The sequence below is a fragment of the Mycobacterium sp. 852002-51057_SCH5723018 genome (assembly GCF_001667035.1).
Classification (GTDB): Bacteria; Actinomycetota; Actinomycetes; order Mycobacteriales; family Mycobacteriaceae; genus Mycobacterium.
Genome location: NZ_LZIR01000081.1, coordinates 135,580 through 147,067 on the forward strand (window position 1 = coordinate 135,580; position 11,488 = coordinate 147,067).

An 11,488-nucleotide genomic window follows, 5' to 3' on the forward strand; every position below is an offset into this window, starting at 1 on the left:
GCTTAAGTGCGCCCGAGCCCGGGCAGGAAGCGCCGTTCAACAGCGCACGCGCTAGACGGCCCGGTCCGCCGCAGGCTGCGATTGGGAAATAGCCTCGGTTTCGCCGGTGAGCGTTTTCCCGATGACCCGGATCTGCCGCGCGCTCAACGGGCACAGCGGATGCAGGGCGACCATCAGGGGGACTCGCCGGCGGTGGTCGAATACCGGTGCGGCGATGGTGACGACGGGCTGTTTGCGGCGGCCCGGATTGTCGTCGGAGAGAAAGCCGATCGTGGAGAACTCGACGAGTAGCTGGTCCAGGATGTGCCGCACCGGAATTGGCATCTCGTTGCTATCCAGCGTGGCGACAACCTGCACGGCCTGCGCCAGCGCGGGCGTCGTCCAGTCGACGTCGAATCCGCGCTCGCGCGTGTGCTCCAAGACGCGCTCGAGACGCTGGATGCGATCGGTGTTGTCGCCCGCGCCGCGACGAATCCAGGCCCGTTGTTCCTCCTCGGTGTCCCAGGCCGCAAGTGCGACGCCAAACGGAGGGGCATAGGGGATGCGATCACCCGGTATTCCAGCCGGCTGGGTGGCGGGGTCGGCCTCGAATGCGGTGACCACCAACGAATCACCGAATCGCTCGACAACGGAGCCGGCGTAACCGACCTCGCGGGACAACTTGAGCACCGCGGAACGAGCCGCCTGCGCGAGCGGGCGGGCGGTGTCGGTGCGCGCCGCCACCACCGCCAGCGCGGGGCCGAGACTGAACGTCTTCGCGACGGGATCGCGGCTGGCCCAACCCCGGTCGCACAACGTCTTCAGGATCGCGTGCGCGGTCGCCTGGTTGAGGTCCAGCTCCCGCACGATGTCGGAGAAACGCAGCTGCGCGTTGCCGGACCGGGCCAGGAGCTCGACGACGTCGAGCACCCGGGCGGTCGGGGCAGACGGCGATCCGCGGATTTGTTGACTCCTTCGCGGCGGGGTTCATACAGTTACACCGAGCATTCGAGATTTTATATCGATTATTCGAGAAGCAAAACGAGGCTGACGCATTGCGCTGTTGTGTTGAGGCACGGCCAGCTACAGGTTCGCGATACACCGGACCCCACGCCCGGGCCGGGCGAGCCGCTGCTGCGGACACTGAGCACAGCGATTTGCGCGTCCGATGTGGACTTCATGGAACACCCGGAACTGGCTGTGGACGATCCGACGAGCCACCGCGCATCGTGGTTCATCCGAACGGAGCCATCCCATGACCGAATCAGATGACAGACAAGAGATTTCGGATCTGCTTGTGCGTTATGCCACCGGAATCGACCGACGAGACTGGCCACTGTTCCGAACCGTGTTCACCGACGACTGCGAACTCGACTACGGCGAGATCGGCGCCTGGAAAGGCGTCGACGCCGTCACGGACTTCATGGAAAAAACCCACGCCCTGGCCGGGCACACGCTGCACCGCCTAACCAATCAAACCATCACGGTCGATGGCGACAAAGGCGTGGCGCGCACCTACGTTGATGCCCTGATCATGTTTGGTGACAACAAATCCGGCGGCGCCGGCGTCAATGGCATCGGTTTCTACGATGACGAGGTGGTCCGGACGCCCGACGGTTGGCGCATCGCGCGCCGCCGGTTCACCATCGTCCGAGTAGCTAGCGTCGGTTAGGGGTGCACCCGTGACATTCGCAACGAAGTACGGGCCGTGGGCGCTGGTCGCGGGGGCCTCCGACGGCCTGGGCGCCGCGTTCGCCGCGGAACTCACCCAGCGCGGTGTCAACGTGGTGCTGCTGGCTCGCCGACAGGCCGTGCTGGATCAGGTGGCAGCGCAGATCACCGCCCGCACCTCAGCCCAAACGCGAACCCTGGCAATCGATCTCGCGGACCGGGGTGCGGCGTCCACGATCGCCGAGGCCACCAGCGACCTCGAGATCGGGTTCCTCGTCTACTGCGCCGGCGCCGACCCGAACTTCAAGCCGTTCCTTGCCAACCCGGTCGAGGAAGCCGAGGCGTTGGTGCAACGCAACTGCATGGTGCCGATGCAGCTATGCCACCACTTCGCCCCGGCAATGGTCGAGCGAGGCAGCGGCGGGATCGTGATCTTCGGGTCCGGCGCCGGATTGGCCGGCGGACCCAACATGGTGGCCTATGGCGCATCCAAAGCCTTCGACATGGTCTTCGCCGAAGCGCTGTGGGCCGAACTGCACAACAAGGGCGTCGACGTCCTGGGCTTGATCCTGGGCAAGACGAATACGCCCGCGTTGCGGCAACTCGAATACAGCCGCGGCCAGATCAGCAGCCCGGACGACATGCCACCGGGCGCGGCGGCGGTCGACGATGTCATCACCGAGGCGTTCGACAACCTCACCAACGGCCCCACCTGGATTGTCGGCGAAGAACTGCGCGCCGCCGTGCAGGCGATGGGCGCGCTGACCCGCAATCAGATCGTCGAACTGATGACGCAGGCCAGCGCCGCGGCGATGGGCCCCGCGGGCTAACCCGGTGCGCGCCAGGAGATCAGTGCCCGCCCGTAGAGCAGGCGGCGCACGCGGGCGCCGGGCAGCTTGGCGCGGACATGCGCGCGCAACTCCTGCAGTGTGTCCGACGGCGGCCACTTGATCGGCGCCGTGTGCTCCCACTTGCCTTTGACGCGGTTGACGACGCCACACGCCGTCCAACTTGCCGAGTGCCACAGGGCATTTCGGAGCGAAGGCTTGACGAAGGCGACCACGCCCAACGTCCCGGCGGCCCTTACCAGATCCGCCAATCGTTCCAGCGCTGCGCCCGTGTTGTCGATGTGATGCAGCGTGGCATTGGAGAGCACCGCGTCGAAACTTGCCCGGGGCAGGTCGGCCGTCATGACATCGCCGTGCACCCACCGGACGGGCGCCGTGTCGAACCGCTCCTGCGCGCGTTGCAGGACTGAGGCGTCGAGATCCAGCGCGGTGACATCGGGAACTCGCTGCGTGAGGCGGGCGGCCAGAAACCCGTCGCCGCATCCGACGTCGAGGGCCCGCCCGGCGCCGGACGGAACCATGGACTGCAGCAGTGCGTCGTAGTGGATGTTGATGTTCCACGGCCGGTTGGCGGAGGACATACCCCGAACGTATCGGCAACGAGCCCCGCCGCCGAAGCCGCGCCCGATCCGTCCGCTGCGGCGCTGGCCATGCCGGAAACGCCGCCACCCTGCCGCGGAAGGTTTGCCAAAGTTTTAGATCAGCCTGTCCGAACTTTCGGCATCGACTTGTGTAGCCAGCAAAGATGGGGCGCGGCGCGCCATCGCTTTGCGCGCCCGCAACGTTGCTGGGTGGTTGTTTCGCCGGTAACGTTGAAAGGCAGTTCGCGACGGCAAGCGAGCCGAACCAGTCACCAATGACCGGCACCCCTCGATGAATGAAGGATGACGATGCTGGCCGCAGACAGGCCCGCTGCCGCGGTATCGACGGCCTCACGCGCGCGGCGGCTCACACTGACCCGCTCGGCCCTGATCACCGGGATCTTCATCGCACCCGCGGTGGTCACCCGGGTCGTCGGCCTGCATCTCGATCCGGTCGCCGCCCTGGTGGTCTTCGGCGGGGCGGTGGTGGCGGCCAGCTTCCTGCTGGCGTGGGCCGCCGAAGCCGCGCAGATCGATGTCTCGGGCGGACTGGCGATCGCGGTCCTCGCCCTGGTCGCGGTGCTGCCCGAATACGCCGTCGACCTCTATTACGCGTACGTCTCCGGTCACAATGCCGAATACACCCAGTACGCCGCCGCGAACATGACGGGATCCAACCGGCTGTTGATGGGATTGGGCTGGCCCGTCGTGGTCTTGGTCAGCACCCTGGTGGCGCGCAAGGCGGGTAACCGCAAATCGACCGGCCTCGCCTTGGAGCCCGCCAACCGCGTCGAGCTCGGGTTTCTGCTGATCGCCGGGGTGGTCGCGTTCGTGATACCGGTGACCGGCGAAATCCACCTGGCGCTCGGGTTGACGCTGCTCGCCTGGTTCGGCTTCTACCTCTACAAGATCGGCCACGGTGACGTGGAGGAGCCCGACCTCATCGGTACCGCCGCCGCGCTCGGGGAGCTGCCCGATCGCGGCCGGCGCATCGCCGTGGTCGGACTGTTTGTCGTGTCCGGCGCGGTCATCCTGCTGTGCGCCAAGCCGTTCGCCGACAATCTGGTCGCCGCGGGTACCGAGCTGGGCATCGACCGATTCCTGCTGGTTCAGTGGCTGGCGCCGCTGGCCTCGGAAGCGCCCGAATTCATCATCGCGGTCATCTTCGCGACCCGCGGCAAGGGCACCGCGGCGATCGCCACGCTGATCTCCTCCAAGGTCAACCAGTGGACACTGCTGATCGGGTCGCTGCCGGTGGCTCACGTGCTCGGCGGGGGCGGATTCTCTCTGGCGCTCGACTCCCGCCAGATCGAGGAAGTGCTGCTCACCGCCACGCAGACCCTGATGGGGGTGGCGTTGATCCTGGCGCTCCGTTTCGCCCGCGGCGCGGCGTGGGCGCTGCTGGTGTTGTTCGTCGTGCAGTTCCCGATCGTCTCGACACAGGGGCGGCTGATCCTGTGCGGGATTTACACCGCGGTGGCCGTCGCCGCGTTGATCGTCAACCGCCGTTACCTGCTTGCCACCGTCCAGGCGCCGTTTGTCGGAAGGGCGATTCGCCACAGCGGTCACCCGCACCATGCCGCAGACACTCCCTGACTCCCGTCAGCGCCGGGTTGTATAGCATCGCGGGTTAACTAGCCAACCTTCGGATGTGGAGCGCGCATGGCCCGCGAGGTGCTGACCGTCATCGGCGTCGGCGGCATGGGGCAGGCCATCGCCCGGCGCCTGGGCGCCGGCAAGACGGTGCTGCTGGCGGATTACAACGACGCAGCGCTGGCGTCGGTGGGCGAGTCCTTGACCGCGGACGGCCACCGCGTGGAATGTCGTGGCGTCGACGTCGCCTCGCCGGACTCGGTGAGCCAGCTCGCCGAACTCGCGGCCACGCTCGGCGACGTGACCCAGGTGGCACACACCGCCGGCCTGTCCCCCTCGCAGGCCTCGGCCGAAGCGATCCTGGCCGTGGATCTTTTGGGCACGGCGCTGGTGCTGGAGGAATTCGGCGCAGTCGTCGCGGCCGGCGGGGCGGGCGTCGTGATCGCCAGCATGGCCGGGCACATGTTCCCACCGCCGACCGCCGTGCAAGAACGCGCGTTGGCCCACACCCCGGCGCGTGACCTGCTGGGGCTGGACTTCGTCCACGCTCAAAAGCTCGCCCAGCCCGGCATCGCCTACGGAATCGCCAAGCAGGCCAACCACATCCGAGTCCGCGCTGCCAGCGCGCAGTGGGGCCGGCGCGGCGCCCGCATCAACTCGATCAGCCCCGGCGTCATCTCAACGCCGATGGGACAACAAGAACTCGCCTCCCCGGTCGGTGACGGCATGCGCGCGATGGTCGCCGCCTCGGCGACGGCCCGCCTCGGAACCCCGGACGACATCGCCTCGGCCACCGCGTTCCTGCTCGGCCCGGAAGCATCCTTCATCACCGGTACCGACCTGCTCGTAGACGGCGGCGTCATCGCGGCGATGAAGGCGGGAAGCCCGGCGGGCTAGGCCATCAGACCAGGTAATACAACTCCGGCGTGCGGGGCCGGTCGCAGGCGAAGACACCTCAGCGCCGAACGCTTCTACCATCCGGGCGTCCTCTCACCGCGATCCCCAGGCTATCGAGCCGGGCCTCCAACATTTTGACGGTGTTAACGAGCACGCCCCTCGGCACAGCGTTGAGAATCAGCCTGAAACTAAGTACACGGCGGTCGGCATGCATATGCTGATCAGATGCCCCAACGGGTGCTGCGTGAGCGCCTGATCGACCTCGAAGTTCCGGGCGAGGACGTGGCCCGCGGTCGCTCGCTGCGCAAGACCGCCCCGCGGCGCTCCCTGGCACAGCTGACCCCGTCGGCGCGGTCGGCTACCGACATTCTGGTCGCCCAAAATGCCGGGCGGCTAACCGAACTCGTCCCGCTGCGGTTCGCCCGAATGCTCGCCGACCCCTTCTCGTTCTACCGTGGATCCGCGGCGGTCATGGCCGCCGACCTTGCCGCCAGCCCATCGACCGGCATCGAGATCATGTGCTGCGGCGACGCCCACGTCTCCAATTTCGGCATCTACGCCGCCCCGCACCGGTCATTGGTGTTCGACCTGAACGACTTCGACGAAGCCGCAGTGGCGCCCGCCGAATGGGACGTCAAACGCCTGATCACCAGCGCCGTCGTCGGCGGCCGCCACGCCGGGTATCCGGCCAAGGCCATCCGCCGTGGCGTCGAACAGGCGTTGGTGGGCTATCAAACCGGCCTGCAGGCGATGCTCGAGGAGATGAACGTTCTCGACCGCTACTACCTGCGCGCGGAACCGGAGCGCTACACCGGGAAGGCGTCGAAGGGCTTACACGCGGTGATCCAGAAAACGATGTTCCGGGCGCGCAACCGAACGTCGGCGCGAGTCTTCCAGCAGATCATGGAGATTGGGACGGACGGAACCCCGCGCCTGCGCGAGTCGCCCCCGGTCCTGCAGCACGTCGACGAGGAGATCGAAGCGCCTTTGGTGGAGGCGGTTAAGGAGTATCTGGCGGTCGTACCGGCCGACGTGGCCCTGCTGCTGTCGCACTTTCGCATCACGGACGTCGCGCTGCGGGTGGTCGGCGTGGGCAGCGTCGGCACCCGCTGTTACCTGGTCATCCTGGTGGGCCCTAACGGCACGCCGCTGATCCTGCAGATCAAGGAGGCGGTGCGATCGGTGCTCGACGAATTCGGCGGATGGCCCCAACCACAAACCCTGCGTTCGGCCGTCGAGGCCAAGGGCCAGGGCGTGCGCGTCACCGACGGCCAGCAGATCCTGCAGGCCATGTCCGATGTCTTCCTGGGAACCACACGCAAGGACGGCCGCGACTACTACGTGCGTCAGTTCCACGACATGAAGGGCACCATCGACACCGAAGGGATGTCCGCCGCCACGTTCGGAGAATATGTCACCGCCTGCGCGGTGCTGCTGGCGCGGGCGCACTCGCAGAGCGCGAATGCGTCGATACTGCGCGGATACGTCGGCACCAACGACAGCGTGCACAACGCGGTCGCCGAGTGGTCGTATGCCTACGCCGACAAGTCACTCGACGACTTTCATCAACTGCGTGCGGCCGCGGCGGCCGGTGACATCGAGGTCGCCGACGATCCCGCCCGGTAGCGGTCGGTGCGGTGCAGCCACTCCCGGGGACGGATCCGCCAGGTGCGGCGAGCATATTCCAGCTCGGTGTAGGGCCATTGGGTCACGATGCGGCCGGTAGGTGAACGAAAGTAGCTGTCGCACTGGGTCCACACCGTGCGCTCGAGGTCCGCGGAAAGCCGGTCGTTGTAACGCTTTTCGACCTCGGGGCGCACGTCGACGTACCCACCCCGGCGCGCAACCCGGCTCACCGCGCTGGCGATCAACCGCGCACCCGCCTCGAGGATGTAGACGATCGAGTTGCCGCCCTGGTTGGTGTTGGGCCCGTAGAGCATGAAGAAATTCGGGAATCCGGCGACGGCCAGGCCCAGGTAGGCGCTTGGGTCGGCGCCCCAGCGCTCGTGCAGCCGCTGCCCGCCGATCCCGATGACGTCGATGCCCGACAGGTAGCGTGCCGCCTCGAATCCGGTGGCCAGCACGATCGCATCGAGGTCGACCGCACGACCGGCCGCGGTGGTGACCGACGTCGGGCCGACCCGCTCGATTGCGTCGGTCACCAGCTCGACGTTGTCTTGCTGCAACGCGCGGTAGTACTCGTCGCCCAGCAGCACCCGCTTGCAGCGGAAGGGATAGTCGGGGGTCAGCGCGCGGCGCAGCCGCTCATCGGCCACGGTGCGCCCCAAGAACGAGGTCGCGACATGCGTGCGCGCGGCTACCAGCGGGTCGTCGGCAAAAGTCGCGGTGTTGTCGTGCTGGAACTTCCAGATTCGCCAGCGCGCGAGACGCACCGCCAGGGGGTTGTGCCGAAATCGCGCCAATTCGCTTGCGCTGTAGGGTCTGTCGTCCTTGGGGACCATCCACGGCGGAGTCCGCTGGAACACCGTCACGCTGCGCGCGATCTTCGCCAGTTCCGGAACGACCTGCACCCCGCTGGCACCGGTCCCGATGACAGCCACCCTCTTGCCGGCCAACTCGACGCCGTGATCCCACCGGGCGGTGTGGATCAGCGCTCCGGCGAAATCGGTCAGGCCCTCGATGCCGGGAAGCCTGGGCGATCCGAAGAGCCCGATGGCGCACACGACAACGTCGGCGGTCAGCGTGGCGGCGCGCCCGGCGCGGTCCAGCGCGCACTCCCAGGTCCAGGTGTCGGAGTTCCAGCGGACCGAACGCACTTTGGTGCCCAGCATGAGATGGCGGCGCAGATCGAAGTCGTCGGCCACCGATTCGAGGTAGGCGAGGATCTCGGGTTGCCGGGCGTACGTGCGGCTCCAAACCTTGTTCGGCGCAAACGAATACGAGTACAGGTGGCTCTGGATGTCGCACGCGGCGCCAGGATAGACGTTGCGCCGCCATGTGCCTCCCACTCCGTCGGCGCACTCGATGATCACCAGGTCGTCGATGCCGGCGCGGCGCAACGCCACCGCCGCGCCTAGGCCGCCGAAGCCCGCGCCGATGATCGCCACCCTCGGGGAAGCGCGGCGCCGCCGGGCGCCGCGCAGCCGCCCGATCGCGTAGCGCCGACGGGCTTGCCGGCTCGTCATTGCCGCGCCCCCGCGGTGCGGATTTCCAGCCCGTCCAGGCCACCGTGCGCCCGCCATGCCGCCAGGATGTCGGCGTACTCGGTCGGTGCGCCGATGAAGAAGCTGCCCTGGCGGGTCTTGGCGTCCGCCTTGCCTTCCCGGTTGTAGTAGCCGGGGGTGCAGGTCGCGGCCCGCTCGGCGGTGGCGGTCGACCGGGCCGTCACCATCTCCACCCACGCGGCTTCGGCGCCGGGTGATGCCTCGACTTCGGTGACGTGGCGGTCGAGCGCCCACGCGATGATCCATGCGGCGTGGCTCGCCTGCACGTCCAGCAGGTAGGGGAAGTTCACGGTGAGCCCCGCCTGGGCGATGCTCTCGATGAAACAGTTCGGGAAACCGTTGGCGCACAGACCCTGGAATGTGCGCACACCGTCGCGCCACCGCTCGGTCAGCGTCACGCCGTCGCGGCCTATCAGCTCGAAGCCGGTGCGCCGACAGTAGTCGGTGCCCACCTCGAAACCCGTTGCGAAGATCAGGCAGTCGAGTTCGTGGCAGACTCCGTCGACGACCACGCCGGCCTCGGTGATGCGCTCCACGCCGCGGCCGCGGGTGTCGACCAGCGTGACGTTGTCGCGGTTGAACGTCTGCAGATACGCGTCGTGAAAGCAGGGGCGCTTGCAGAAGTATCCGTACCAGGGTTTGAGCGCCTCGGCGGTGGCGCGGTCGGCCACCAGCTCGTCGACCCGCGCCCGGATTTCCTCCATCTTGACGAAGTCGGCCAGCTCGACGTCAGGGGCCAGCGAGCCGGCGCCGTCGTGGCGCATCACTGGGAGCTTCCGCGTGATGCTCGTCCAGGCGTCGGCAACGAGATCCTCCTCGGCCCGGCCGCCGGCCGTCAGGATCTGGAAGTTCTGGATCCGGTGGCGCTGCCAGCCAGGTGGTAATGCGTTGGCCCACTGCGGATCCGTGGGCCGGTTGGCGCGCACGTCGACTGATGAGGGCGTGCGCTGGAAGACGTAGAGATGACCTGCGGCCGAAGCCAGGTGCGGCACGCACTGGATCGCCGTGGCGCCGGTGCCGATGATGCCCACCCGCTTGCCGGCCAGCTTCTGCAGCTTGTCGCCGGTGTAGCCGTAGTCCCACCGGCTGGTATGAAACGCTTGACCACGAAAAAGGTCGAGGCCCTCGATGCCGGGCAGCTTGGGTTTGGCCTGATACCCGTTGGCCATGGAGACGAACCTGGCCCGCATCTGGTCGCCGTGGTTCGTTCGGATGATCCAGCGGGACTCGCCCGGATCCCAACGGATCTCGTGCACGTCGGTCTGCAGGCACGCGTTGCGGTACAGGTCGTAGTGCTCGGCGATGCGCCGGCAGTGGGCGAAGATCTCCGGCCCCTTGGCGTACTTTTCGGAGGGAATGTAGCCCAGCTCCTCCAGCAGCGGCATGTACACATAGGACTCGACGTCACACGCAATCCCCGGATACCGGTTCCAGTACCAGGTGCCACCGACATCGGCCGCCCGGTCGATCAGCCGCACGCTTGCGACACCGAGCTCGCGAAGCCGCGCCCCCGTCAACAGCCCACCGAAGCCGGCGCCGATGACCGCCACGTCGACCTCGTCTGTAAGCGGTTCGCGGGTGAAGTTCCCGTCGGCCCAAGGGTCTTCGGCAAATCGGGCGAAAGGGCCCGCCGTCTCCACGTACTGCGCGATCCCGTCGGGCCGCAGCCGGCGCGCCCGCTCTTCGGCGTATTTCTGTCGCAGCGCGTCGACGTCGAACGCCACGCCCACGGTCTCGGTCAAGGTCTCGGCTTCCTGTTCGTGAGCCGACTATATAATCAATCGATTGATCATATCAAGGACCTTCGTCCCGACCGGTCTGCGGTGACGGCGTCGAGCCTGCGTTCAGCGCGTGGATCTCGGGCGGGCCCGCGCGCTGGTGGCTGGGCCGGCGGATCGGGAGCCCAGTAGCGTGCCCCTGATCAGCTTCTTGGCCGAGTCGAGCGCCGCGTGGTAGTCCTCGGCGGGCAACGTGGCAGCCAGCTCGGTGAGGCCATAGATCAGCGAATAGACCGCTTCCACCGCGCCCCGTTGAGTGGAGTCCCCGACGATGCTCTCGATGATCTCGCGGAACGCCTGAAAGCCCGAGCCGCCGCCCATCCGGGACTCAGGAGCGAGCGCGTTTTCGGCCCGAATCGCCCACTCGAAGGCGGCGAGATCGGGATATTCCCGCATCAGTTGGCCGGATTCGTCGAGCACCGCTTCGATTCGTTCGATGACGCCGCCGGGACGGCCGGCGGCCTGGCGCAGCCGCGGCAACGCGACCTCGGTTCTGGCCGCGATCGCCGCGGTGATCAATTCAGACTTGTTCGGAAAGTAGTTGTACAGGCTGGCGCTGGTGACCTTGGCCGTGCGGGCGATCTCGCGGATGGTGGCCCTGGAGTAGCCCACCTCGGCCACGCAGCGCATCGCGGAGGCGATGATCCGTGCGCGGGTCTGCGCACCATCGGCACCCACCGGGCGGCCCAACTGTGCCGGCGCTACTGGTTCACCCACCGCGCACCTCCGCGCCGAACCTCGAGTAATCGATCGTGCGATTATATTCTCTCCTAGCGGCAGCTTGGCTGCAGGGTCGACGGACAGGACGCACGAGTGAGGACATCACCATGACGCGGGCGCAGCTGGGTCGCCCGGTCGGCGCGAGCGGTGAGGAGACCCGCCGACGGATCGTCGCCGCGACCATGCGCTGCGCGGCCGAGGTGGGCTACTCCAGGGCCACCATCCGCGAGATCGCC

10 protein-coding genes and 1 pseudogene are annotated in these 11,488 nt (G+C 67.4%); 6 read left to right on the top strand and 5 right to left on the bottom strand.

The annotated features are described in order from the left end of the window. Positions 1 to 51: 51 nt before the first annotated feature. Positions 52 to 909, bottom strand: coding sequence for a helix-turn-helix domain-containing protein (locus A5764_RS17645; protein ID WP_067114831.1), 858 nt, complete (start codon positions 907 to 909; stop codon positions 52 to 54). Between the two features lie 325 nt (positions 910 to 1,234). On the opposite strand from A5764_RS17645, the gene A5764_RS17650 reads away from it, so the two are divergent. Further along, positions 1,235 to 1,651 carry a nuclear transport factor 2 family protein gene (locus A5764_RS17650; protein WP_067114832.1) on the top strand — a complete coding sequence of 139 codons (417 nt, stop codon included), beginning with the start codon at positions 1,235 to 1,237 and terminating at the stop codon, positions 1,649 to 1,651. A gap of 10 nt (positions 1,652 to 1,661) precedes the next feature. Beyond that, positions 1,662 to 2,480, top strand: a complete 819-nt coding sequence (locus A5764_RS17655; protein WP_067114833.1) for an SDR family NAD(P)-dependent oxidoreductase — start codon at positions 1,662 to 1,664, stop codon at positions 2,478 to 2,480. On the opposite strand, the gene A5764_RS17660 is transcribed toward A5764_RS17655, so the two are convergent. After that, a complete protein-coding gene (locus A5764_RS17660) occupies positions 2,477 to 3,079 on the bottom strand; it encodes a bifunctional 2-polyprenyl-6-hydroxyphenol methylase/3-demethylubiquinol 3-O-methyltransferase UbiG (protein ID WP_067114834.1) in 603 nt (200 codons plus the stop codon). The genes A5764_RS17655 and A5764_RS17660 overlap by 4 nt on opposite strands. 303 nt (positions 3,080 to 3,382) lie before the next feature. Between A5764_RS17660 and A5764_RS17665 the strand changes: the two genes are divergently transcribed. The 3 genes from A5764_RS17665 (at position 3,383) to A5764_RS17675 (ending at position 7,195) form a co-directional block, all read left to right on the top strand. Beyond that, complete coding sequence (locus tag A5764_RS17665; RefSeq protein ID WP_082951764.1) at positions 3,383 to 4,675, top strand: sodium:proton exchanger; 1,293 nt, start codon at positions 3,383 to 3,385, stop codon at positions 4,673 to 4,675. 66 nt (positions 4,676 to 4,741) lie between these two features. Further along, positions 4,742 to 5,569, top strand: a complete 828-nt coding sequence (locus A5764_RS17670; RefSeq protein WP_067114835.1) for an SDR family oxidoreductase — start codon at positions 4,742 to 4,744, stop codon at positions 5,567 to 5,569. A gap of 225 nt (positions 5,570 to 5,794) precedes the next feature. Next, entirely contained in the window at positions 5,795 to 7,195 is a 1,401-nt protein-coding gene (locus A5764_RS17675) for a DUF2252 domain-containing protein (RefSeq protein ID WP_067114836.1), read from the top strand. Here the strand turns inward: A5764_RS17675 and A5764_RS17680 are convergent. From A5764_RS17680 to A5764_RS17690, 3 genes are all read right to left on the bottom strand, one after another. Beyond that, positions 7,135 to 8,715, bottom strand: a complete 1,581-nt coding sequence (locus tag A5764_RS17680; protein ID WP_067114837.1) for an NAD(P)/FAD-dependent oxidoreductase — start codon at positions 8,713 to 8,715, stop codon at positions 7,135 to 7,137. The genes A5764_RS17675 and A5764_RS17680 overlap by 61 nt on opposite strands. After that, complete coding sequence (locus tag A5764_RS17685; RefSeq protein WP_067114840.1) at positions 8,712 to 10,496, bottom strand: NAD(P)/FAD-dependent oxidoreductase; 1,785 nt, start codon at positions 10,494 to 10,496, stop codon at positions 8,712 to 8,714. The genes A5764_RS17680 and A5764_RS17685 overlap by 4 nt, the downstream gene beginning before the upstream one ends. A 102-nt stretch (positions 10,497 to 10,598) precedes the next feature. Then, a complete protein-coding gene (locus A5764_RS17690) occupies positions 10,599 to 11,249 on the bottom strand; it encodes a TetR/AcrR family transcriptional regulator (RefSeq protein ID WP_067114842.1) in 651 nt (216 codons plus the stop codon). A 110-nt stretch (positions 11,250 to 11,359) separates the two neighbouring features. On the opposite strand from A5764_RS17690, the pseudogene A5764_RS17695 reads away from it, so the two are divergent. After that, a pseudogene (locus A5764_RS17695) lies at positions 11,360 to 11,488 on the top strand (TetR/AcrR family transcriptional regulator); the annotation flags it as partial.

Coding starts and splice junctions, on each gene's coding strand:
- A5764_RS17650 (WP_067114832.1), top strand. CDS start 1,235: ATGACCGAATCAGATGACAGACAAGAGATTTCGGATCTGCTTGTGCGT.
- A5764_RS17660 (WP_067114834.1), bottom strand. CDS start 3,079: ATGTCCTCCGCCAACCGGCCGTGGAACATCAACATCCACTACGACGCA.
- A5764_RS17665 (WP_082951764.1), top strand. CDS start 3,383: ATGACGATGCTGGCCGCAGACAGGCCCGCTGCCGCGGTATCGACGGCC.
- A5764_RS17670 (WP_067114835.1), top strand. CDS start 4,742: ATGGCCCGCGAGGTGCTGACCGTCATCGGCGTCGGCGGCATGGGGCAG.
- A5764_RS17675 (WP_067114836.1), top strand. CDS start 5,795: ATGCCCCAACGGGTGCTGCGTGAGCGCCTGATCGACCTCGAAGTTCCG.
- A5764_RS17680 (WP_067114837.1), bottom strand. CDS start 8,715: ATGACGAGCCGGCAAGCCCGTCGGCGCTACGCGATCGGGCGGCTGCGC.